The following is a 22725-nucleotide window of genomic DNA, read 5'->3' as shown; positions in this document are numbered from 1 at the left end:
CTTTTTATCCTTGCTCTATTGTGCCATGTTCCACATGAAACATTTTGCCATTATCGTCGAGCATATCAACGACTTGGCTCTCAGTAATAGAGCTTACAAATACTTGTGCCCCCGTCGCTTTCAAGCAGTCTGCAAGACGCTGTCGACGTTGGCTATCTAATTCAGAAGCAAAATCATCTATCAGGTAGATACACTGCTTTCCTGTCATTTGAGTTAAGTGCTGCCCTTGCGCGACTCTCAACGCACAGACCATAAGTTTCAATTGACCGCGTGATAAAACGTCTTCAACGGGCGTTCCATTCACTTTGATTTTCAAATCAGCCTTATTGGGTCCGCTGAATGTATAGCCCAATGACTGATCACGTTCGAAGTTGTTTTCGAGGATATCCCGATAAGGTGTCTCTTTGTCCCACCCTCGATAATACTTCAATTGGATATCAAATTCTGGCAAAAAAGTGCGACAGATTTCTTCTGCCACTTTCTTCATGTTTTCAACGTATTCTTGTCGCCATTGACTGATGTTTTCAGCCAGCGTTGCCATTTGCTGATCCCAATAACTGAGCTCTTTATAATGGGTGGCGGTTTTCAGTAACGCATTCCGCTGCTTATTGAGTCGTTTAAATCGTCCCCATGCATCATAAAAATGTGACTCGGTATGGAAAACGCCCCAATCGATAAAGGCTCGACGAAATTTTGGTCCATCAGTCAATAATTCAAATCCTTCAGGATGAATCAACTGCAAAGGTAAAACCTGAGCTAACTGCGCTAACTTTTGCCCAGACTGACCGCCTATTTTAACCTCTGTTGAGCCGTCGCGCTGCTTATTAATGCCAATTGGCAGCTCAAATTGATCCTGGTTCAAAAAACGACCATGTACGAAGAGTTCATCGCAGCCGTTTTGGATAACTCTCCCCGTTAAAGAGCTCTTAAATGAACGCCCATGACCAAGCAAATAAATCGCTTCAATTAGGCTGGTTTTCCCACTGCCATTAGGACCAATAAGAAAATTAAAGCCTGGTGACAATTCAACGTCACAGGCTTCAATGTTACGAAATGTCTGAACAATCAGTCGAGTGAGTGGCATAAGCCCAATCCACTATAAGCGAATGGGCATCACCACATACATGGCGCTGTCGTCATCGGCATTCTCAATCAGTGCGCTGGCGTTCGCGTCGGACATTGAGATTCGCACTTTTTCACAGCGAAGGGTATTCAATACATCCAAAACGTAGCTGACGTTAAACCCGATTTCCAAGTCGTCGCCCTCAAAAGAAACATCAAGCACTTCTTCTGCTTCTTCTTGTTCTGGGTTGTTGGCCGTAATGCGCATTTCATTGCCAATGAAATTCACGCGTACGCCACGGAATTTTTCATTGGATAAAATCGCCGCACGAGAAAACGCATGTTTCAATTCATCACATGGCGCTTCTAATGTTTTATTGCTGCTTTGTGGCATCACTCGGCGGTAATCGGGGAATCGACCATCCACCAATTTAGAGGTAAAGGTAAAGTTATTCACGGCGGCACGCAGGTTGGCATTGCCTATTTGTAACGTTACCTCCGCTTCTGGCGCATCCAACAGCTTTACGAGCTCTTGAACGCCTTTACGAGGCAAGATAATTTGTTGGTTCGGTAGCTCCGTAACAAGCTGAGTTTGCGATACCGCCATACGGTGACCGTCTGTTGCCACAGAGCGAAGCGTTGTTCCTTCAATTTCAAACAGCATACCGTTGAGGTAGTAACGAACATCTTGGTTCGCCATTGAAAACTGTGTTTTATCAATCAAGCTACGCAGCTCTTGCTGGGACAGCGTAATATCCGCTTCGCTTTGCCAATCTTCGATGTTTGGGAAATCACTCGCAGGCAAAGTGGATAGCGAAAAGCGGCTTCGACCAGAACGCACTTGAACGCGATCCGCTTCCATCACCACAGTGATGATCGCATCGTCTGGTAACCCTCGACAGATATCCAAAAATTTACGGGAAGGAACGGTTGTACTGCCCGCTTCAAAGTCCCCTTCCAACGCCACATTTGCAATCAGCTCAACTTCAAGGTCGGTTGCCGTCAGTGAAAGTTCGTTATTTTCTACTTTCAGAAGCAAATTGCCCAAGATGGGTAATGTGGGACGTCCACCCAGAGCGCCAGAAACTTGTTGTAATGGTTTAATCAGGTGGCTGCGTTCGATGGTAAATTTCATTGGTATCTCTTTGCCTTATGACGATAAGGTTCTAATTAGGTTCGAGTAGTCCTCTTTTATATCATGACTCTCTTCACGAAGCTGCTCTATCTTACGGCAAGCGTGCAGCACCGTGGTGTGGTCACGACCACCAAAGGCATCCCCAATTTCAGGCAAACTATGGTTGGTGAGCTCTTTGGACAGCGCCATGGCTAATTGACGAGGACGAGCAACGGAGCGTGAACGGCGCTTAGACAGCAAATCCGCGACTTTAATCTTGTAGTATTCGGCGACGGTTTTTTGGATGTTGTCGATCGTCACCAATTTTTCTTGCAGAGCTAATAAATCACGCAATGCTTCACGAACAAAATCGATGGTGATAGGACGGCCTGTAAAATTCGCATTCGCAATCACGCGGTTTAATGCCCCTTCCAATTCACGAACGTTTGAACGTAGGCGTTTCGCAATAAAAAACGCCACTTCATCGGCAAGGTGAATTTGATGGTCTTCCGCTTTTTTCATCAAGATGGCCACTCGGGTTTCTAGCTCCGGCGGCTCGATGGCTACGGTTAATCCCCAACCAAAGCGAGATTTCAATCGATCTTCGACCCCATTGATTTCTTTAGGGTAACGGTCGGAAGTTAGGATGATTTGCTGGTTGCCTTCTAACAGGGCGTTGAACGTATGAAAGAATTCTTCTTGAGATCGCTCTTTGTTGGCAAAGAATTGAATGTCATCGATCAGCAACGCGTCTACGCTGCGATAATAGCGTTTAAATTCTTCAATCGCATTATTTTGCAGCGCTTTTACCATGTCTTGAACGAAACGTTCAGAATGCATGTACACCACTTTGGCATTGGGTTTGTTATCCACAATGGCGTTACCTACAGCATGAAGTAAGTGGGTTTTACCTAAGCCTGTACCGCCGTACAGAAACAGTGGGTTATACGCTGCACCAGGATTATCCGCAACTTGCCGTGCGGCTGCCAAACCTAATTGGTTCGATTTACCTTCAACGAAGTTATTGAATTTATGCTTAATATTCACGTTAGAGCGGTGATTGATGTCCACCACTTCATTTTCATTTTCCCATGTTTTATGCACAGGTCTGCGTGCTTGAAGCTGAGCAGGCGCCGACGATTCAGCTGCAACATCCGCTTTTGAGCGAGCAGCAGGGGCGGGGGCAGAGACTGGGCGGCTACCAACTTCGAAACGAAGGCTGGGAATATCACTCCCACAAAATTGCAGAAGCAAGCGATTGATGTTATCGAAGTATTTATCACGAACCCAATCAAGCACAAATCGATTAGGGGCGAATAAAGTCAGGGTATTGTCATTGAGCTCCGCTTGAAGCGGTCTTACCCACATGCTGAATTCAGTCGCTGGTAGCTCTTCTTGTAGCTGTTGCAGACACTGCAACCAAAGCGAAGATGACACGTTGCCCTCACTCTTGTAATCGTTATTTGGAAAAGGTTGGTAATTCTAGCGCTCTGCTGGCGAGATCGCTAGTAAATGATCGCAGATCCCATGAATAAGATCTAAGTTATTCACAATTTTTCATCCTCTATTCGAGTGATCCATCCACTTTTCCCCAACATTACCCACATGATCATCATAAAACGGTGGATCAATAGTGGTTTATCCCCAATATTAAATGTTAACAAATCGTTTCTTTAAGATAGTTGGTTATTTATAATAACAACTTGTTATTTTCACTAATGATACAATTAACAGTAATATTCCCCTCCATAAAAATGAGGATATAACGAATGAAATACTGGATTAAATCCGCTCTTGCTGCTCTCGCTCTCACTGCTTCTTTCGCACACACTGTTCATGCTGCGACGGATGTAAAAGTTGGTATGTCGGGACGCTACTTCCCATTCACATTTGTGGAAAAAGATGTGCTTCAAGGCTTTGAAGTCGATCTTTGGGACGAAATTGGCAAACGCAACGATTACAACGTTGAATACGTTACTGCCAACTTCTCAGGGTTGTTTGGTCTTTTAGAAACGGGACGTATTGACACCATCTCTAACCAAATCACGATGACGGATGTGCGTAAAGCGAAATACCTTTTTGCTGACCCATACGTGGTCGACGGTGCACAAATTACGGTTCGCAAAGGCAACAATGAGATTAAAGGCATCGCTGATCTTGCAGGCAAAACGGTTGCCGTTAACTTAGGTTCGAACTTTGAGCAATTGCTACGCGATTACGACAAAGACAACAAAATCAACATCAAGACCTACGACACGGGTATTGAGCACGATGTTGCCCTTGGTCGTGCTGACGCGTTCATCATGGACCGTTTATCGGCACTCGAGCTTATCAAGAAGACCGGTCTTCCTCTTGAGCTTGCAGGTCAGCCGTTCGAAACCATTCAAAACGCATGGCCGTTCGTGGACAACGAAGCGGGTCGTCAGCTTCAAAAAGAAGTGAATGCGGCACTGAAATCGATGCGTGAAGATGGCACACTAAAAAACATTTCTATTAAGTGGTTCGGCGACGACATCACTCAATAATCAAAAATCGCGATACACAAGGATAAAGGTGGAATCATGGTTCCGCCTTTTCTTGTCTCTGCTACACCCGAATTTTAAGTACAGGTAATCATATGGGTTTCGACGTTAACTACATGATGGAACTGATGCCGATACTGCTTAAGTATCTTGGCACCACCATGTCTATGGCCACCTGGGGACTGCTGTTTTCTTTAATACTGTCGGTTATTCTCGCCAATATCCGTGTGTTTAAAGTGCCAGTGCTGGATCAGCTAAGCCAGCTCTACATCAGCTTTTTCCGAGGCACACCGCTGCTCGTTCAACTTTTCTTACTCTATTATGGACTGCCTCAACTCTTTCCATTCATGGTGGGCTTGGATGCGTTTAGCGCGGCGGTTATCGGCTTAACCTTGCACTTTGCCGCTTACATGGCGGAAAGCATTCGCGCAGCTATTATTGGCATCGACAGAAGCCAAATGGAAGCCAGTTTGTCTGTGGGGATGACCACTAGCCAAGCCATGCGGCGCATTATTTTGCCTCAGGCAACCCGCGTAGCCCTTCCGTCCTTGATGAATTATTTCATCGATATGATCAAATCGACGTCACTGGCCTTTACTTTGGGTGTGGCTGAAATCATGGCGAAAGCGCAAATGGAAGCGTCGTCCAGTTTCCGGTTCTTTGAAGCATTCTTAGCGGTTGCGCTGATTTACTGGGGGGTGGTCTTAATTCTAACCCGTGTTCAAATTTGGGCGGAAGCCAAGCTCAATAAGGCGTACGTACGATGATAAAACTCGACAATATTCATAAAAGCTTTGGCGATACCGAGGTATTGAAAGGCATTGATATCGAGATTCAGCAGGGTGAAATCATCGTTATCATTGGCTCAAGCGGAACAGGAAAGTCCACGCTACTGCGTTGTGTGAACTTTCTAGAACAAGCCAACAAAGGCGTGATCACCATTGATGACATCGCTGTTGATGCAGAAAAACACACTAAATCGGATGTATTGGCACTGCGTCGCAAAACCGGCTTTGTTTTTCAAAGTTATGCGTTATTTGCCCACATGACGGCGCGACAAAACATTGCCGAAGGCTTGATCACTGTCCGTGGGTGGAAGAAAGATCAGGCTTTAGAACGCGCTCAAGCGATTCTAGACGACATTGGCTTAAGTGATAAAGGAGACAGCTACCCTGCCGCGCTTTCAGGGGGTCAGCAGCAACGAGTGGGCATTGGCAGAGCCATGGCATTCCAACCAGAACTGCTGTTGTTTGATGAACCGACTTCAGCATTGGATCCGGAATGGGTGGGCGAAGTGCTCAGTTTAATGAAATCGCTCGCCGCCAAAAAACAAACCATGCTTGTCGTTACGCATGAGATGCAATTTGCCCGAGAAGTCGCAGACCGCGTGATCTTCATGGCCAATGGGCACATAGTGGAACAAGGTTCTCCACAAGATATTTTTGGTCATCCACAGGATCCAAAATTACAAAAATTTCTTCGCCAGGTCGGGATCGAATAAGGATCCTTGAGATTTCACTGACAATCCGTATAATTCGTCGACCGGAATTTTCGTTAGACCAATGATTGACTCTTAATGAGTCAGTGATTACAATTCCGCCTCTTTGTTGAGAGGCGTCGGATTTTGCTCAGGCTTTCTAATAAAGAGCCAGAGTAAAGTTAACTCCCACGCCGGGTTTAACATAAACCTAAAAACTACTGATCAGTAAAGGTAATAACAATGTCTAAACGCACTTTTCAACCTTCAGTTCTGAAGCGCAAGCGTTCTCACGGTTTCCGTGCTCGCATGGCAACTAAGAACGGTCGTAAAGTAATTAATGCACGTCGTGCAAAAGGCCGTGCGCGCCTTTCAAAATAATATTTAATTATTTTGAGCAAGTACGCGTTTAATCGGGAGTTACGTTTGTTAACTCCCGAGCATTATAAAAATGTCTTCCAGCAAGCTCATCGAGCCGGCTCACCTCATTTCACCATCATTGCCCGAGAGAATTCTCTTTCACATCCTCGCTTAGGCTTAGCTGTCCCTAAAAAGCAGATTAAAACTGCCGTCGGTCGTAATCGTTTCAAACGTCTGGCTAGAGAAAGCTTCCGCCTGTCACAACATCAGCTACCAAGCAAAGATTTTGTTGTGATCGCGAAGAAAAGCGCTCAAGATTTAAGCAATGAGGAAATGTTCAAGCTCTTCGATAAATTATGGCATCGCCTTTCTCGCCCTTCTCGTGGTTAGCCATTGGTCTGATAAAACTCTACCAGTGGGTAATAAGTCCGTTAATTGGACCACGTTGCCGCTTTACACCAACCTGTTCTCAATATGCGATTGAAGCGTTGAAAGCTCACGGTTTTGTAAAAGGGTGTTGGTTATCAGGCAAACGTCTATTAAAATGCCATCCTTTGAGCGATGGGGGATATGACCCCGTTCCACCACACCAAAAACAAGACAGAGATAAATAACGATGGATTCTCAACGTAATATCCTACTGCTCGCTTTGGCACTGGTTTCTTTCTTGCTGTACCAACAGTGGCAAGTAGAAAAGAATCCCGCGCCACAACAACAGGTTGAGCAGGTACAAAACAGCGGTACTCTTCCTGCCCCAGACTTTGCGGACCCACTAGCCGATCCTGTACCTCAAGCAGCGACGCCTTCAGCGCAAATCGTAACCGTAAAAACAGATGTCTTGACGCTCTCTATCGATACATTCGGTGGTGACGTGGTTGAAGCCAATTTAAACCAATATGCAAAAGAATTCGATTCAGCAGACCCATTTGAATTGCTGAAAAACAGCCAAGGTCAAACGTTTATTGCTCAAAGTGGTCTTGTTGGCCCTCAGGGTATCGACCTAAGCAGCACGAGCCGCCCAGTTTATCAGGTGAGCTCAAACAACTTTGAGTTGGTCGATGGTGAAGATGAACTGAGCATTCCAATGACGTTTGAAGCGAACGGATTACAGTACGTCAAAACGTTTGTTCTTAAGCGCGGTCATTACGACGTTAAAGTGAAATACGACGTGGTGAATAACTCTGGCACCAACGCCACATTCGCGATGTATGCCCACCTTCGCCAAGACCTAATGGACGATGGTGGCAGCATTACCATGCCGACGTATCGTGGTGGCGCTTACTCATCGCAAGACGTTAACTATAAGAAATACAGCTTTGAAGACATGCAAGACCGCAGCTTGGCCATTGAATTAACAACCGGTCAAGGTTGGGCAGCGATGATCCAACACTACTTCGCGGCGGCGTGGATCCCAGAGCAACAACCAGGCACCCGATTATATACACGTGTCATCGGCAACAAAGGGGATATCGGTGTTCGTATTCCAGACATCACGATTGCCAATGGTGACAAAAGTTCGGTTGAATCGACGCTTTGGGTTGGTCCTAAACTGCAAAAAGAAATGGCAGCCGTTGCGCCACACCTAGATTTGGTAGTGGATTACGGATGGCTATGGTTCATCGCGAAGCCTCTTCACTGGTTGCTCTCTGCCATTCAAGGCATTGTAGTTAACTGGGGTGTGGCTATCATGGTTCTGACATTTATTGTTCGTGGTGCGATGTACCCGCTGACCAAAGCGCAATACACTTCCATGGCAAAAATGCGTATGCTACAGCCTAAGCTGCAAGCGATGCGCGAGCGTATTGGCGACGATCGCCAACGCATGAGCCAAGAAATGATGGAACTGTACAAGAAAGAGAAAGTAAACCCGTTAGGTGGCTGTTTACCCATCCTTCTTCAGATGCCCATCTTCATCGCATTGTACTGGGCGTTGATGGAATCGGTTGAACTTCGTCACTCGCCGTTCTTTGGTTGGATCACGGACTTGTCTGCACAAGACCCGTACTACATCCTTCCTGTTCTGATGGGGGCAAGTATGTTCCTTATCCAGAGAATGAGCCCATCCACCATTACGGATCCAATGCAGCAGAAAATCATGAACTTCATGCCATTGATGTTCACGTTCTTCTTCCTTTGGTTCCCTTCCGGTTTGGTTCTATACTGGTTGGTGTCGAACATCGTAACAGTGATTCAGCAAACACTGATTTACCGAGCACTGGAAAAGAAAGGCTTGCATACCAAGACAGCCAAATAAATACGAATACAGCCAAAATAATAGAAAGAAAGGCGGCCAAATGGTCGCCTTTCTTAATGGCGCTGATTACAATTGCGCACAAAGAATTCAACACAGTCATGGGCGAAAAGCCCCTTCAGGTAATAGTTATGACAACTGACACGATAGTCGCTCAGGCTACCGCTCCGGGACGAGGTGGTGTAGGTATAATTCGAGTATCCGGTCCACTTGCCGCGCAGGTCGCGTTTGAAGTGACAGGCAAAGCATTAAAGCCTCGATACGCGGAATATCTGTCGTTCAAAAACCAAGATGGTGCAGAGCTGGATCAAGGCATAGCACTTTACTTCCCTAACCCACATTCGTTCACGGGTGAAGATGTTTTAGAGCTTCAAGGGCACGGTGGTCCGGTTGTCATGGACATGCTGATAAAACGCATTTTGACTGTCTCAGGCGTGCGCCCCGCCCGTCCTGGTGAGTTTTCTGAGCGCGCATTCCTGAATGACAAAATGGATTTAACTCAGGCCGAAGCCATTGCAGACTTAATCGATGCAAGCTCGGAAGAGGCGGCAAAATCCGCTCTGCTATCTCTGCAAGGTGAGTTTTCCAAACGCATTCATACGCTGGTGGACTCTTTAATTCACCTACGCATCTATGTCGAAGCCGCCATTGATTTCCCAGAAGAAGAAATCGATTTTCTTGCTGATGGTAAAGTCGCGACCGATCTGCAGACCATCATTGATAACTTAGCCGCGGTTCGCCAAGAAGCCAATCAAGGCGCCATCATGCGAGAAGGCATGAAGGTGGTGATTGCCGGTCGACCAAACGCAGGGAAGTCCAGCCTACTTAACGCACTTTCAGGCAAAGAGTCTGCCATTGTGACCGATATTGCTGGTACAACACGAGATGTCCTGCGTGAACATATTCATATTGATGGGATGCCACTGCACATCATTGATACCGCGGGTTTACGTGAAGCGTCCGATGAAGTGGAAAAAATTGGGATTGAGCGCGCTTGGGAAGAAATAGCACAAGCCGACCGAGTCTTATTTATGGTGGATGGCACCACAACCGATGCCACTGACCCGCGTGAAATCTGGCCCGATTTTGTGGATCGATTACCTGACAATATCGGCATTACGGTGATCCGTAACAAAGCCGATCAAACCAATGAAGATCTTGGGATCTGCCACGTGAACACACCAACCCTCATCCGCCTATCGGCAAAGACAGGTGAAGGTGTCGACGCACTGCGTCATCATCTAAAAGAAATCATGGGCTTTGCCGGCAACCAAGAAGGGGGATTCATGGCACGACGCCGTCATCTGGATGCGTTGGAACGCGCCGCCGAGCATTTGGACATCGGTCAACAGCAGCTTGAAGGTTACATGGCTGGTGAAATTCTCGCAGAAGAACTCCGGATCACTCAACAACACCTCAATGAAATTACGGGTGAATTCAGTTCCGACGACTTACTGGGTCGCATTTTCTCATCTTTCTGTATCGGCAAGTAAAGTGGGCAAATAACGGAAAATAACAGCAAAAAACGGCAGATAACCCACTGATTTTATTAGATCGTCATTTGCCGTTTGCTTCCATCCGTTGACGTTAACTGCCAAATCTAGTCCCCATGAGAGCCCCTATAACATGTTCGATGCCGTATTGGGGCTCACATAGAAAAACCGTCCATTAGTGAACTCCGTAGAATGGAAAAACAACATAACTCATGGAATAAAAGGGCAACAGTATCCCCCTCCCCTTCTAAGTCGTTTCGCCATTTTTTGCTACAAGCACCGCGACCAACCTGACGCGCGAATAAACCGGTCAGTTTCGTTTCACGTCCCCTCTAATCACTCCGATCCGTGTTGTTTTCTAATAGGATCCTGATATCAAGACGATCCATACACATACTGTGAACAACATAATAAAAACGTTGAAACGAGAGAAGATCCCGGATTAACAGAGCCTAAGTGCCACGCTATTTCATTTAACCACACATTATGTCATCTGTTTATCCACAGCCGAATCCGATAAAATACTTCTGTTTATTCGTTAACTGATTTCAAATAACCATTAAGGGGTAAAGAATGCCTCACAAAAAAAGGATGTGCCCATGATCCACATAATGACCGGCAGTACGCTCGGTGGAGCTGAATATGTTGGTGACCACCTTAGCGATCTCCTCCAAGAAAGAGGTCACGAAACAACCATTCATAACGAGCCCAAACTCGAAGAAATCCCCGCCAATGGGACATGGCTGCTTATTACATCGACTCACGGTGCCGGTGAATATCCAGATAACATTCAACCGTTCATTGACGCTCTTCAAAATACTCCGCCTAAAATGACCGAGGTTAAATACGCGGTTGTCGCGATTGGAGACTCTAGCTACGATACCTTCTGTGCAGCAGGAAAACACGCCTATGCCCTTCTTGAAGATATCGGTGGTACGCCGATAGCAGATTGCCTAACCATCAACATTCTAGACAACCCAGTCCCTGAAGATGCAGCCGAGGAATGGCTGCTTGAACACATCACCAAATTTTAATAACAAGGCGGAATCCCCGCCTTACTTTCTGCTTTCTTCCTCTCTTCTTAGTAAAAATCACGCCCTGTGAATAACATTTAGACCCTTTACTGACATCAAATGATGATTTTTCAGTTCAATCATCTGTGGATAAATAGTAATTTATCCCGTTATTAACCTATAGTTATCCAGATAATAAGATTAGACTATTTCCATCTCTGTGTATAACTATACATTTTGTTCCCAGCTAATACTCGATCAGATCAAAGGAAGATCACAAGAAACGATCGTATAAAAAAGCATGATCTTGTTGATCATTTTTGACTTATCCACAAGATCGGGCTTCCTTAATAGTAGATCTAATAAAAGATCTATATAAAGATCTTATATCAATGAAAGCCTTTGAGACGATCCAAAATCGTTTCTCTCCTTGCCCTAAAGAGGGTAGAATATCGCTCCTTTTCACTAGCTCTCTAAACTCATTGAATGCCTGAGGTCGGTTCATGCTTTATCACGAAACTTTTGACATCATTGTTGTTGGTGGCGGACATGCAGGAACGGAAGCCGCACTTGCATCAGCTCGTACGGGTCAGCGCACCCTGTTGCTCACTCATAACATTGATACCCTAGGACAAATGTCTTGTAATCCAGCGATTGGCGGCATTGGCAAAGGACATTTGGTCAAAGAAGTGGATGCTTTGGGTGGATTAATGGCACAAGCCATTGATCATGCTGGTATTCAATTTCGAACGTTAAATGCATCAAAAGGACCGGCAGTTCGAGCGACTCGAGCACAAGCCGATCGTGCGTTGTATAAAGCATTTGTGCGACACGCACTTGAAAATCAACCCAATCTAACGCTCTTTCAACAATCGGTGGATGACATTATTGTTGAACATGATCGAGTTGCTGGTGTCGTGACTCAAATGGGGCTTAAATTCAAAGCTGACGCTGTTGTGTTGACCGTAGGAACGTTTTTAGGTGGTAAGATCCATATTGGAATGGAAAACTTCTCTGGTGGGCGTGCCGGCGATCCTCCTTCGATAGCGTTAGCGGATCGTTTGAGAGAAATGCCTTTCCGTGTTGATCGTCTAAAGACCGGTACGCCTCCTCGTATTGATGCTCGTACGGTCGACTTTACTGAGCTCGATGTTCAGCACGGTGACGATCCGACACCAGTATTTTCATTCATGGGTAATCGAACCCAACATCCAACACAAATTCCGTGTTTTATCACTCACACCAATGAGAAAACGCATGACGTGATCCGACAAAATCTCGATCGTAGCCCCATGTATGCGGGGGTAATTGAAGGGATCGGTCCTCGATACTGCCCATCGATCGAAGATAAAGTGATGCGTTTTGCAGATAAAAACAGCCACCAGATCTTCATCGAGCCTGAAGGACTGACTACGCACGAGTTGTACCCCAATGGGATTTCGACCAGCCTGCCGTTTGATGTTCAAGTCAAGATCGTTCGCTCAATGAAAGGCTTTGAAAACGCGCACATTGTTCGCCCAGGCTATGCGATTGAGTACGACTTTTTTGATCCTCGAGACCTCAAACCAAATTACGAAACCAAGTTCATTCATGGTTTGTTCTTTGCAGGGCAAATTAACGGCACAACGGGCTACGAAGAAGCGGCAGCTCAAGGGCTAATGGCAGGATTGAACGCCAGCTTACACACCCAAGGGAAAGAGGGCTGGAACCCACGGCGAGATCAAGCCTATGTTGGCGTGTTGATCGACGATCTTTCTACCATGGGGACCAAAGAACCTTACCGCATGTTTACATCTCGAGCGGAATATCGACTGTTACTCCGTGAGGACAACGCCGATCTTCGATTAACCGAAAAAGGTCGTGAATTTGGGTTGGTTTGTGATGCTCGTTGGGCGCGTTTTAATGAAAAAGTAGAGAATATGGAACGCGAGCGTCAACGGTTAAAAGAGACATGGATGAACCCTAAGTCAGAGGGAATCGAAACCCTAAATGCCTTGCTAAAAACGCCTATGTCTCGAGAAGCCAGTGGGGAAGATTTATTGCGTCGTCCTGAGCTGAATTACGAGCAGCTAACTCAACTGGATGCATTTTCGCCAGCGTTAGACGATTCACAAGCGGCGGAACAAGTTGAAATTCAGGTCAAATACGAAGGCTATATCCAACGTCAGAAAGACGAAATTGAAAAATCACTGCGCCATGAGCATACGGAGATCCCCGCTGATTTCGATTACTTAAATGTAAAAGGCCTGTCTAACGAGGTCGTCGCTAAACTGTCGGATGCGAAACCTTTAACCATTGGAATAGCGTCTCGTATTTCGGGGATCACTCCAGCCGCTATTTCTATCTTGCTGGTTTATTTAAAGAAAAATGGTCAGTTAAAAAAAGGAGCAGCCTAGTGGATGTGTTAAGAATCAAACTGGATGCCTTATTAGAGGAAACGTCGTTAGACGTTTCCGATGCGCAAAAAGCACAGTTGATTGGTTATGTCACACTGCTCGATAAATGGAATAAAGCGTACAATTTGACTTCTGTTCGAGATCCACTGGAGATGATCGTGAAACACATCATGGACAGTATCGTGGTCAGCACGCATCTTGAAGGTGATCGTTTTATTGATGTTGGAACAGGACCTGGTTTACCGGGTATTCCCCTGGCCATCATGAACCCTGAGAAATCTTTCACATTGCTCGATAGTCTAGGTAAGCGTATTCGGTTTATAAAACAGGTACTTCACGAACTGAAAATCGAAAATGTCACTCCAGTACAAAGTCGAGTGGAAGAATTTCGACCTGATATTGGCTTCGATGGAGTACTAAGTCGTGCGTTTGCTTCGATTTTAGACATGGTAGAGTGGTGCCAACATTTACCAAAACCCGAATCCGGCGTATTTTTAGCACTGAAAGGGGTGAAACCCGAATCAGAGCTTGCTCAGCTTCCAGACTGGTGTTCTGTGATCGACATCAAAGCTTTGAACGTTCCAGAGCTTGAAGGTGAGCGACATCTTGTAATCTTATCGCGCAAGGGATAATAGCGAGGTCATCCGTGGGAAGAATCATTTCAATTGCCAACCAGAAAGGTGGTGTGGGCAAAACCACAACGTGTGTCAATTTGGCTGCCTCTATGGCTGCGACAAAACGAAAAGTACTGGTAATTGATCTTGATCCACAAGGCAATGCAACTATGGCTAGCGGCGTAGACAAATACGCCGTTGATGCCTCTGCGTATGATTTGTTGGTTGAAGATACGCCTTTTGAGGATGTGGTTGTCAGCAAAACAACAGGTGGATATGATCTTATTGCGGCGAATGGCGATGTTACCGCAGCAGAGATTAAATTGATGGAAGTTTTTGCTCGTGAAATGCGTTTAAAAAATGCGTTGGCGTCGGTCTGTGGCAACTATGATTTCATCTTTATCGATTGCCCACCTTCATTAAACCTTCTTACCATCAATGCGATGGCGGCCTCGGATTCCGTTTTAGTGCCGATGCAATGCGAGTATTTCGCTTTGGAAGGGCTTACTGCATTGATGGATACCATTAGCAAACTGGCGGCTGTCGTTAACGAGAATTTGAAAATCGAAGGTTTACTCCGAACCATGTATGATCCGCGCAATCGTTTGTCAAATGAAGTATCGGATCAACTGAAAAAGCATTTTGGTGACAAAGTATATCGAACCGTTATCCCTAGAAATGTTCGATTGGCAGAAGCCCCAAGCCATGGTAAACCAGCAATGTATTACGACAAGTATTCTGCTGGTGCTAAGGCTTACCTCGCGTTAGCGGGTGAGATACTTCGTCGTGAAGAAATGCCTGCATAATCCAATTTAGAAGGAAAGTGTCATGTCCAAACGCGGCTTAGGAAAAGGCCTCGATGCGTTGCTTGCGACCAGCTCAATGGCGAGAGAAAAGCAACAGACAATCAACCACAGCCAGTCTTTGTCCTCTGAAGGGGAATTGAAAGATCTGTCAGTGGCACTATTGCAGGCAGGCGTATATCAGCCACGTAAGCAGATGGAACCTGAAGCGCTGAGCGAATTGGCCGCATCGATCCAGTCTCAAGGAATTATCCAGCCCATTATTGTTCGACAAGTGGGGGATCAACAATATGAAATTATCGCAGGTGAGCGCCGCTGGCGAGCCGCGAAACAAGCTGGTCTAAAACAAGTACCTTGTTTAGTGAAAAAGGTGCAAGATCGCGCAGCCGTCGCCATGGCGTTGATTGAAAACATTCAACGTGAAGATTTGAATGCGATTGAAGAAGCGCAAGCATTAGAGCGACTGCAAGACGAATTTGAATTAACGCACCAGCAGGTCGCTGAGGTCATTGGTAAGTCTCGCACCACGGTCTCTAACTTATTAAGGCTGAATCAATTAAATGAGGATGTGAAGCGCCTTGTCCAAACGGGAAAGCTTGAAATGGGGCACGCGCGCGCCTTACTGGCCGTTGAACAAAACGACCAATTTGATATCGCTGAAACGGTTATCGCGAAGAAACTCAATGTTCGCCAAACCGAGCAGTTAGTGAAAAAACGCCTTTCACCACAGGTTGACACTGAAAAAGCCAAAAATGACCCTGAAGCGCAAGCTTTATCTGAAAGATTGAGTGAAAAATTGGGTTCTCAAGTGTCAATTGTTCGATCTTCGAATGGAAAAGTAAAACTGACCATCAGTATTGATGAACCTCACAAATTAGAGCAACTCGTTGCAATATTGGAAGGTTAAGTGAGATAATTAATTTACATCAATTATAAAAAAATGTTTTTTTGAGTGAAAGTTGTCGGTTTGTAAACAAAAATGTAAGTTTTTGCTGCGTTTTAATTGCATTAAAAGCGACTCACCGTATAATTTTCGGCAATTTCTCTTCGCTCGCGGTTAGGTGTGATGCGAGTGTTTATTAGAGGTACGAATACATGATAGCGGCGTTAGCTAGGCCAGGACGAGAGCTTGCAAAGCAATTGTTAATGATCCAGGTTGGCGCAGTTATGTTTGTGGCAGCAGGAACGACAATTGCTGTAGATGTTGAATGGGGAATATCAGCGCTGATAGGTGGTAGCATTTTTGTTGTTGCCAATGCCGTTTTCGCAATATGTGCATTCTTGTTTGTTGGAGCGCGAGCCGCTAAATACGTCGCTGCTTCCTTCTACACGGGTGAGGCACTGAAAATTCTCATTACAGTAGTGTTATTTTCCGTTGCCTACATGTATATACAGGTGGAACTTGTTCCCCTGAAACTAACCTATTTGCTGGTTTTAGGGATAAATATCTTTGCTCCAGCGCTATTCATTAACAACAAAAAATAGGACGAGTTATGGCTGCGCCAGGCGAAGCGTTAACACCTTCTGGTTACATTGCTCACCACCTTTCTAATCTTTCAACTTACAAGTTGGGATTAGTGGCGGAAGAGACGAGTTTCTGGAATGTACATATCGATAGCCTGTTCTTTTCATGGTTAACTGGTTTAATTTTCCTCGGAGTCTTTTACGCAGTAGCTAGAAAAGTGACAGCAGGTGTACCAGGGAAGCTACAGTGTTTTGTTGAAATGATCGTAGAATTTGTCGCCGAAAACGTCAAAGATACGTTCCATGGACGCAACCCTCTGATAGCGCCTTTGGCACTGACTATCTTTTGTTGGGTATTCCTAATGAACTTGATGGACTTAGTTCCAATCGATTTCCTTCCTTACCCAGCAGGGCAGCTCGGTATTCCTTACCTTAAGATAGTACCGTCTGCTGATGTTAATATCACCATGGCTATGGCAATAGGCGTATTCGCTCTGATGATTTATTACAGCATCAAAGTGAAAGGTCTAGGTGGGTTTGCAAAAGAATTGGCTTTACACCCATTTAATCACCCAATCATGATCCCATTCAACCTTCTGATTGAAGTGGTATCGCTACTGGCGAAACCGCTGTCTCTTGGTATGCGTCTGTTTGGTAACATGTTTGCTGGTGAGGTTGTATTCATTCTTTGTGCCGCAATGCTACCATGGTATCTACAATGGATGGGTTCACTGCCGTGGGCTATTTTCCATATTCTGGTAATCACGATTCAGGCATTCGTGTTCATGATGTTGACTATTGTGTACATGTCCATGGCACACGAAGACAATGATCATTAAAATTTTTATTCTAAGTAGTTTTAGTTAATCGCTATATATTGGAGATAGTAATGGAAACTGTATTAAGCTTCTCAGCAATCGCAGTAGCAATCATCGTAGGTCTATGTGCAGTAGGTACTGCAATTGGTTTCGCAATTCTGGGTGGTAAGTTCCTTGAAGGTGCAGCACGTCAACCTGAAATGGCGCCAATGCTTCAAGTTAAGATGTTCATCATCGCTGGTCTATTGGATGCGGTTCCAATGATCGGTATCGTAATCGCGCTGCTATTCACTTTCGCAAACCCATTCGTTGGTCAATTAGCTGGTTAATCATTGGTTTTGAGCGACAAGCTTTAGCTTGTCACTGATTAACACTAAGTCTAATAAGAGGGGTAGCTGTTGTGAATATGAACGCAACTCTGCTAGGTCAAGCAATCTCGTTCGCACTGTTTGTGTGGTTCTGCATGAAGTATGTATGGCCGCCAATTATGCAAGCGATCGAAGAACGTCAGAAAAAAATTGCTGACGGTCTACAAGCGGCTGAACGTGCTGCGAAAGACTTGGATCTAGCACAAGCCAATGCTTCTGATCAACTTAAAGAAGCGAAGCGCACAGCAACTGAGATCATCGATCAAGCGAACAAGCGTAAGTCTCAAATTCTGGATGAAGCTCGTGAAGATGCTTTGGCTGAACGCCATAAAATCTTGACTCAAGCAGAAGCAGAAGTCGAAGCTGAACGCAACCGCGCGCGCGATGACCTGCGCAAACAAGTTGCTACTCTGGCTGTAGCTGGTGCTGAGAAAATCCTAGAGCGCTCTATTGATGATGCAGCGCACAAAGATATTCTTGACAACATTACTGCAAAACTTTAATGCAAGGGGCAGCATATGTCTGATTTGACTACAATCGCACGCCCCTATGCTAAAGCAGCTTTTGACTTTGCTGTTGAGAAAGACGCACTGGACCAATGGGGACAGATGCTGACTTTCGCAGCGGAAGTCGCAAAAAATGACGATGTTGCTGACTTGTTAAACGGGTCAATGACTGCTGAAAAGCTTTCAGAGCTTTTTATCGCGATTTGCGGCGAACAGTTTGATGAAAATGGCCAAAACCTAATTAAGGTGCTGGCTGAGAATGGTCGTTTAAAGGCCCTTCCTGAAGTCTGCAGTGGTTACTTTGCTCTAAAACGAGAGCATGAGAAAGAAATCGAAGTTGATGTTATTTCAGCTATCGACCTTTCTGAAGAGCAACAAGCAGAAATCAGCAGCAAACTTGAAAAACGCCTAGAGCGCAAAGTAAAGCTGAATTGCAGCATAGATGAGACCCTACTTGGTGGGGTTATAATTCGAGCCGGAGACCTAGTCATTGATAACTCAGCGCGTGGACGTTTGAACCGCCTGAGCGATGCATTGCAGTCTTGATGGGGATTGGAGCATGCAACTTAATTCCACGGAAATAAGCGAACTGATCAAACAGCGTATTGAATCTTTCAACGTTGTAAGTGAAGCTCGTAATGAAGGTACTATCGTATCGGTAAGCGACGGTATTATTCGCATTCACGGTCTAGCGGACGTGATGCAAGGTGAAATGATTGAATTACCGAATGGTCGTTATGCACTGGCACTTAACCTTGAGCGTGACTCGGTTGGTGCCGTTGTAATGGGCCCGTATGCCGACCTCAAGGAAGGCATGAAAGTAACAGGTACTGGTCGTATTCTTGAAGTACCCGTTGGTCCTGAATTGCTAGGTCGTGTTGTAAACACACTGGGTGAGCCAATTGATGGTAAAGGTCCAATTGAAGCGAAACTGTCTTCTCCTGTAGAAGTGATCGCACCCGGTGTAATCGATCGTAAATCGGTTGATCAACCTGTACAAACTGGTTACAAATCGGTTGACTCCATGATCCCAATCGGTCGTGGTCAGCGTGAACTTGTTATCGGCGACCGCCAGACTGGTAAAACAGCGATGGCGATTGACTCGATCATTAACCAGAAAAACTCAGGTATTTTCTCTATCTACGTAGCCATCGGTCAGAAAGCATCGACCATCGCTAACGTAGTTCGCAAACTGGAAGAGCACGGTGCGCTAGCGAACACTATTGTTGTTGTTGCATCGGCTTCTGAATCAGCGGCGTTACAATACCTAGCACCATACGCTGGTTGTGCGATGGGCGAATACTTCCGCGATCGCGGTGAAGATGCACTGATTGTTTATGATGACCTATCTAAGCAAGCGGTTGCTTACCGTCAAATCTCTCTATTGCTTAAGCGCCCACCGGGTCGTGAAGCGTTCCCTGGTGATGTTTTCTACCTTCACTCACGTTTACTAGAGCGTGCTGCTCGTGTAAGTGAAGAGTACGTAGAGAAGTTCACTAACGGTGAAGTGAAAGGCAAGACTGGTTCTTTGACTGCTCTTCCAATCATCGAAACGCAAGCAGGTGACGTATCTGCATTCGTACCGACGAACGTAATCTCGATTACTGATGGTCAGATCTTCCTACAAACTGAACTGTTCAACGCGGGCGTACGTCCAGCGGTTGACCCAGGTATTTCAGTCTCTCGTGTAGGTGGTTCAGCGCAAACTAAAATCATCAAGAAACTGTCTGGTGGTATTCGTACCGCTCTGGCACAGTACCGTGAACTTGCAGCGTTTGCTCAGTTCTCGTCAGACCTTGATGATGCGACTAAGAAGCAGCTAAACCATGGTCAAAAAGTAACGGAACTGATGAAGCAAAAGCAGTACGCTCCAATGTCAGTATTTGACCAAGCGCTGGTTATCTTTGCGGCAGAGCGCGGTTATCTTGAAGATATCGCTCTTGATAAGCTGGCTGATTTTGAATCGGCTCTACTGTCGTATGCTCGCAGTCAATACGCTGATCTTGTCAAAGAGATCGATGCAACGGGTGCTTACAACAACGACATCGAAGCGCAGCTTAAAAAGCTCGTGGATGATTTCAAAGCAACCCAGACTTGGTAGTTGGTCGGTGGCCGTAAGGTCACCTATTACCATAAACGGAGAGTAATACGATGGCCGGCGCAAAAGAGATACGTAATAAAATCGGTAGTGTTAAAAGCACGCAGAAAATTACGAAAGCGATGGAAATGGTAGCGGCTTCTAAGATGCGACGTTCACAAGACGCGCGTCAAGCTTCTCGTCCATATGCTGAAATAATGCGTAAAGTGATCGGTCATGTGGCGAACGGTAGCCTTGAGTATAAGCACCCTTATCTTGAGGAACGTGAAGCCAAACGTGTTGGTTACATCATCGTTTCTACCGACCGTGGTCTGTGTGGTGGTTTGAACATTAACTTGTTCAAGAAAGCAACATTAGACATGAAAGAATGGTCGGATAAAGGCGCAGACGTTGAACTGGCGATAGTTGGTTCTAAAGCGACAGCGTTCTTTAACAACAGCGGCGCAAAAGTAGCGGCTCAAGTTTCTGGTTTGGGTGACAGCCCAAGCCTTGAAGATTTGATCGGCTCAGTCAGTGTCATGTTGAAGAAGTATGATGAAGGCGAGTTGGATCGTCTGTATGTAGTGTACAACCACTTTGTGAACACTATGGTACAAGAACCAACGATCGATCAATTACTGCCTCTGCCGAAATCGGACAGCGAAGAGATGCAGCGCGAACATGCTTGGGACTACATTTATGAGCCTGAGCCAAAACCACTTCTGGATACCCTATTGATTCGCTACGTTGAATCACAAGTGTACCAAGGCGTGGTCGAGAACCTTGCTTGTGAGCAAGCGGCTCGAATGATCGCAATGAAAGCTGCAACGGATAATGCAACCAACCTGATAGAAGACTTAGAACTTGTGTACAACAAGGCGCGTCAAGCGGCTATCACACAAGAACTGTCGGAAATCGTTGGTGGTGCTGCCGCGGTTTAAGCATAGGTAAAACTAATAAGTTAGAGGATTAACGATGGCTACAGGTAAGATCGTACAGATCATCGGTGCGGTAGTCGACGTAGAGTTCCCACAGAGCGAAGTACCAAGTGTATATGATGCTCTGAACGTTGTTGAAGCGAAAGAGCGTCTTGTTCTTGAAGTTCAACAGCAGCTAGGCGGTGGCGTAATTCGCGCAATCGTTATGGGTAGCTCTGATGGTTTACGTCGTGGACTGACAGTGGAAAACACTGGCGCTCCAATCTCAGTACCAGTAGGTACTAAGACTCTTGGTCGTATCATGAACGTTCTAGGTGACGCGATTGATGAGTGTGGTGAAATCGGTGCAGAAGAGCACTACGCAATTCACCGTCCAGCACCAAGTTACGAAGAGCAATCTAACGAAACTGCTCTACTAGAGACAGGTGTTAAAGTAATCGACTTGGTTTGTCCATTCGCTAAGGGTGGTAAAATCGGTCTGTTTGGTGGTGCAGGTGTAGGTAAGACCGTTAACATGATGGAACTTATCAACAACATCGCACTTCAACACTCTGGTCTATCAGTATTTGCTGGTGTAGGTGAGCGTACTCGTGAAGGTAACGACTTCTACCACGAGATGCAGGAAGCGGGCGTTGTAAACGTTGAGAATCCTGAAGAATCTAAGGTAGCAATGGTTTACGGTCAGATGAATGAGCCTCCAGGTAACCGTTTACGTGTTGCACTGACTGGTCTAACAATGGCAGAGCGTTTCCGTGACGAAGGTCGTGACGTACTGTTGTTCGTTGATAACATCTACCGTTATACCCTAGCCGGTACAGAAGTATCAGCACTTCTAGGTCGTATGCCGTCTGCGGTAGGTTACCAACCAACACTTGCAGAAGAAATGGGTGTTCTACAGGAGCGCATCACGTCAACGAAAGCCGGTTCTATTACCTCTGTTCAGGCGGTATATGTACCAGCGGATGACTTGACTGACCCATCTCCAGCCACAACGTTTGCTCACTTGGATGCAACGGTTGTACTTAACCGTAACATCGCGGCTATGGGTCTATACCCTGCGATTGACCCATTGGATTCGACATCACGTCAACTTGATCCATTGGTTGTTGGTCAAGAGCACTACGACATTGCTCGTGGCGTGCAGTCGACACTTCAGCGCTATAAAGAGCTGAAAGATATCATCGCTATTCTAGGTATGGATGAGCTATCTGAGGAAGATAAGCAAGTCGTATCTCGTGCGCGTAAGATTGAGCGTTTCCTAACTCAGCCTTACCACGTAGCTGAAGTATTTACAGGCGACCCAGGTGTATACGTACCTCTGAAAGAAACCCTACGTGGTTTCAAAGGTCTGCTATCTGGTGAATACGATGACATTCCAGAGCAATCGTTCATGTACTGCGGTACGATCGATGATGCTATCGAGAATGCGAAGAAGCTATAAGGCTATTT

At 45.7% G+C, this 22725-nt stretch carries 24 protein-coding genes; 21 read left to right on the top strand and 3 right to left on the bottom strand.

The window, feature by feature from the left end; translation table 11 throughout:
* Positions 1 to 4: 4 nt before the first annotated feature.
* The 3 genes from recF to dnaA are packed head-to-tail and all read right to left on the bottom strand — an operon-like array spanning position 5 to position 3613.
* Positions 5 to 1084: a DNA replication/repair protein RecF gene (gene recF / locus HC752_RS19930; protein ID WP_190336956.1), complete on the bottom strand. Its 1080-nt coding sequence runs from the start codon at positions 1082 to 1084 to the stop codon at positions 5 to 7.
* 12 nt (positions 1085 to 1096) lie between these two features.
* Positions 1097 to 2197, bottom strand: coding sequence for a DNA polymerase III subunit beta (dnaN, locus tag HC752_RS19925; RefSeq protein WP_190336955.1), 1101 nt, complete (start codon positions 2195 to 2197; stop codon positions 1097 to 1099).
* 15 nt (positions 2198 to 2212) lie between these two features.
* A complete protein-coding gene (gene dnaA / locus HC752_RS19920) occupies positions 2213 to 3613 on the bottom strand; it encodes a chromosomal replication initiator protein DnaA (RefSeq protein WP_190336954.1) in 1401 nt (466 codons plus the stop codon).
* A 332-nt stretch (positions 3614 to 3945) separates the two neighbouring features.
* Here dnaA and HC752_RS19915 point away from each other — a divergent pair, with 332 nt between their 5' ends.
* From HC752_RS19915 to atpD, 21 genes are all read left to right on the top strand, one after another.
* Positions 3946 to 4701 (top strand): amino acid ABC transporter substrate-binding protein, encoded by a 756-nt coding sequence (locus HC752_RS19915; protein WP_190336953.1) that lies wholly within the window; start codon positions 3946 to 3948, stop codon positions 4699 to 4701.
* A gap of 92 nt (positions 4702 to 4793) precedes the next feature.
* Positions 4794 to 5465 (top strand): amino acid ABC transporter permease, encoded by a 672-nt coding sequence (locus HC752_RS19910; RefSeq protein WP_190336952.1) that lies wholly within the window; start codon positions 4794 to 4796, stop codon positions 5463 to 5465.
* Positions 5462 to 6199 carry an amino acid ABC transporter ATP-binding protein gene (locus HC752_RS19905; protein WP_190336951.1) on the top strand — a complete coding sequence of 246 codons (738 nt, stop codon included), beginning with the start codon at positions 5462 to 5464 and terminating at the stop codon, positions 6197 to 6199. The genes HC752_RS19910 and HC752_RS19905 overlap by 4 nt, the downstream gene beginning before the upstream one ends.
* A 219-nt stretch (positions 6200 to 6418) precedes the next feature.
* Complete coding sequence (gene rpmH, locus HC752_RS19900; RefSeq protein ID WP_101114886.1) at positions 6419 to 6556, top strand: 50S ribosomal protein L34; 138 nt, start codon at positions 6419 to 6421, stop codon at positions 6554 to 6556.
* 12 nt (positions 6557 to 6568) lie between these two features.
* Entirely contained in the window at positions 6569 to 6925 is a 357-nt protein-coding gene (rnpA, locus tag HC752_RS19895; protein ID WP_190336950.1) for a ribonuclease P protein component, read from the top strand.
* A complete protein-coding gene (gene yidD / locus HC752_RS19890; protein WP_190336949.1) occupies positions 6892 to 7149 on the top strand; it encodes a membrane protein insertion efficiency factor YidD in 258 nt (85 codons plus the stop codon). The genes rnpA and yidD overlap by 34 nt, the downstream gene beginning before the upstream one ends.
* 2 nt (positions 7150 to 7151) lie before the next feature.
* Positions 7152 to 8789, top strand: coding sequence for a membrane protein insertase YidC (yidC, locus tag HC752_RS19885; RefSeq protein ID WP_190336948.1), 1638 nt, complete (start codon positions 7152 to 7154; stop codon positions 8787 to 8789).
* 128 nt (positions 8790 to 8917) lie between these two features.
* Positions 8918 to 10279: a tRNA uridine-5-carboxymethylaminomethyl(34) synthesis GTPase MnmE gene (gene mnmE / locus HC752_RS19880; RefSeq protein ID WP_190336947.1), complete on the top strand. Its 1362-nt coding sequence runs from the start codon at positions 8918 to 8920 to the stop codon at positions 10277 to 10279.
* A 599-nt stretch (positions 10280 to 10878) separates the two neighbouring features.
* Positions 10879 to 11313, top strand: a complete 435-nt coding sequence (mioC, locus tag HC752_RS19875) for an FMN-binding protein MioC (RefSeq protein ID WP_190336946.1) — start codon at positions 10879 to 10881, stop codon at positions 11311 to 11313.
* A gap of 482 nt (positions 11314 to 11795) precedes the next feature.
* Positions 11796 to 13688, top strand: coding sequence for a tRNA uridine-5-carboxymethylaminomethyl(34) synthesis enzyme MnmG (gene mnmG / locus HC752_RS19870; RefSeq protein WP_190336945.1), 1893 nt, complete (start codon positions 11796 to 11798; stop codon positions 13686 to 13688).
* The gene (gene rsmG, locus HC752_RS19865) at positions 13688 to 14320 is read left to right on the top strand and encodes a 16S rRNA (guanine(527)-N(7))-methyltransferase RsmG (protein WP_190336944.1); all 633 of its coding nucleotides are present in this window, start codon (positions 13688 to 13690) and stop codon (positions 14318 to 14320) included. The genes mnmG and rsmG overlap by 1 nt, the downstream gene beginning before the upstream one ends.
* Positions 14321 to 14334: 14 nt before the next feature.
* Positions 14335 to 15108, top strand: a complete 774-nt coding sequence (locus HC752_RS19860; protein WP_190336943.1) for an AAA family ATPase — start codon at positions 14335 to 14337, stop codon at positions 15106 to 15108.
* Between the two features lie 22 nt (positions 15109 to 15130).
* A complete protein-coding gene (locus tag HC752_RS19855; RefSeq protein ID WP_190336942.1) occupies positions 15131 to 16012 on the top strand; it encodes a ParB/RepB/Spo0J family partition protein in 882 nt (293 codons plus the stop codon).
* A gap of 188 nt (positions 16013 to 16200) precedes the next feature.
* Positions 16201 to 16590: a F0F1 ATP synthase subunit I gene (locus tag HC752_RS19850; protein ID WP_104398607.1), complete on the top strand. Its 390-nt coding sequence runs from the start codon at positions 16201 to 16203 to the stop codon at positions 16588 to 16590.
* Between the two features lie 8 nt (positions 16591 to 16598).
* The gene (gene atpB, locus HC752_RS19845; RefSeq protein WP_190336941.1) at positions 16599 to 17408 is read left to right on the top strand and encodes a F0F1 ATP synthase subunit A; all 810 of its coding nucleotides are present in this window, start codon (positions 16599 to 16601) and stop codon (positions 17406 to 17408) included.
* A 50-nt stretch (positions 17409 to 17458) separates the two neighbouring features.
* Positions 17459 to 17716 (top strand): F0F1 ATP synthase subunit C, encoded by a 258-nt coding sequence (gene atpE / locus HC752_RS19840; RefSeq protein WP_004411110.1) that lies wholly within the window; start codon positions 17459 to 17461, stop codon positions 17714 to 17716.
* Positions 17717 to 17787: 71 nt separating this feature from the next.
* A complete protein-coding gene (gene atpF / locus HC752_RS19835) occupies positions 17788 to 18258 on the top strand; it encodes a F0F1 ATP synthase subunit B (protein ID WP_101114852.1) in 471 nt (156 codons plus the stop codon).
* A 15-nt stretch (positions 18259 to 18273) separates the two neighbouring features.
* The gene (gene atpH, locus HC752_RS19830) at positions 18274 to 18807 is read left to right on the top strand and encodes a F0F1 ATP synthase subunit delta (protein ID WP_190336940.1); all 534 of its coding nucleotides are present in this window, start codon (positions 18274 to 18276) and stop codon (positions 18805 to 18807) included.
* Between the two features lie 13 nt (positions 18808 to 18820).
* Positions 18821 to 20362, top strand: a complete 1542-nt coding sequence (gene atpA, locus HC752_RS19825) for a F0F1 ATP synthase subunit alpha (RefSeq protein ID WP_190336939.1) — start codon at positions 18821 to 18823, stop codon at positions 20360 to 20362.
* A gap of 50 nt (positions 20363 to 20412) precedes the next feature.
* Positions 20413 to 21279: a F0F1 ATP synthase subunit gamma gene (gene atpG, locus HC752_RS19820; protein ID WP_190336938.1), complete on the top strand. Its 867-nt coding sequence runs from the start codon at positions 20413 to 20415 to the stop codon at positions 21277 to 21279.
* A gap of 34 nt (positions 21280 to 21313) precedes the next feature.
* Entirely contained in the window at positions 21314 to 22717 is a 1404-nt protein-coding gene (gene atpD, locus HC752_RS19815) for a F0F1 ATP synthase subunit beta (RefSeq protein WP_190336937.1), read from the top strand.
* Positions 22718 to 22725: the final 8 nt, after the last annotated feature.

Source organism: Vibrio sp. S9_S30, from assembly GCF_014694455.1.
Classification (GTDB): Bacteria; Pseudomonadota; Gammaproteobacteria; order Enterobacterales; family Vibrionaceae; genus Vibrio.
The sequence above is the reverse complement of the archived record's forward strand: the minus strand, read 5'-3'. Positions and strand labels throughout refer to the sequence as shown.

Excerpts from the sequence above, each read along its gene's own strand:
- yidD (WP_190336949.1), top strand. The coding sequence starts at position 6,892 with ATGGCATCGCCTTTCTCGCCCTTCTCGTGGTTAGCCATTGGTCTGATA.
- recF (WP_190336956.1), bottom strand. The coding sequence starts at position 1,084 with ATGCCACTCACTCGACTGATTGTTCAGACATTTCGTAACATTGAAGCC.
- atpA (WP_190336939.1), top strand. The coding sequence starts at position 18,821 with ATGCAACTTAATTCCACGGAAATAAGCGAACTGATCAAACAGCGTATT.
- atpD (WP_190336937.1), top strand. The coding sequence starts at position 21,314 with ATGGCTACAGGTAAGATCGTACAGATCATCGGTGCGGTAGTCGACGTA.
- HC752_RS19915 (WP_190336953.1), top strand. The coding sequence starts at position 3,946 with ATGAAATACTGGATTAAATCCGCTCTTGCTGCTCTCGCTCTCACTGCT.
- HC752_RS19910 (WP_190336952.1), top strand. The coding sequence starts at position 4,794 with ATGGGTTTCGACGTTAACTACATGATGGAACTGATGCCGATACTGCTT.
- HC752_RS19850 (WP_104398607.1), top strand. The coding sequence starts at position 16,201 with ATGATAGCGGCGTTAGCTAGGCCAGGACGAGAGCTTGCAAAGCAATTG.
- HC752_RS19905 (WP_190336951.1), top strand. The coding sequence starts at position 5,462 with ATGATAAAACTCGACAATATTCATAAAAGCTTTGGCGATACCGAGGTA.
- mnmE (WP_190336947.1), top strand. The coding sequence starts at position 8,918 with ATGACAACTGACACGATAGTCGCTCAGGCTACCGCTCCGGGACGAGGT.
- atpH (WP_190336940.1), top strand. The coding sequence starts at position 18,274 with ATGTCTGATTTGACTACAATCGCACGCCCCTATGCTAAAGCAGCTTTT.
- atpG (WP_190336938.1), top strand. The coding sequence starts at position 20,413 with ATGGCCGGCGCAAAAGAGATACGTAATAAAATCGGTAGTGTTAAAAGC.
- atpE (WP_004411110.1), top strand. The coding sequence starts at position 17,459 with ATGGAAACTGTATTAAGCTTCTCAGCAATCGCAGTAGCAATCATCGTA.
- mnmG (WP_190336945.1), top strand. The coding sequence starts at position 11,796 with ATGCTTTATCACGAAACTTTTGACATCATTGTTGTTGGTGGCGGACAT.
- rpmH (WP_101114886.1), top strand. The coding sequence starts at position 6,419 with ATGTCTAAACGCACTTTTCAACCTTCAGTTCTGAAGCGCAAGCGTTCT.
- dnaN (WP_190336955.1), bottom strand. The coding sequence starts at position 2,197 with ATGAAATTTACCATCGAACGCAGCCACCTGATTAAACCATTACAACAA.
- HC752_RS19855 (WP_190336942.1), top strand. The coding sequence starts at position 15,131 with ATGTCCAAACGCGGCTTAGGAAAAGGCCTCGATGCGTTGCTTGCGACC.
- mioC (WP_190336946.1), top strand. The coding sequence starts at position 10,879 with ATGATCCACATAATGACCGGCAGTACGCTCGGTGGAGCTGAATATGTT.
- yidC (WP_190336948.1), top strand. The coding sequence starts at position 7,152 with ATGGATTCTCAACGTAATATCCTACTGCTCGCTTTGGCACTGGTTTCT.
- atpB (WP_190336941.1), top strand. The coding sequence starts at position 16,599 with ATGGCTGCGCCAGGCGAAGCGTTAACACCTTCTGGTTACATTGCTCAC.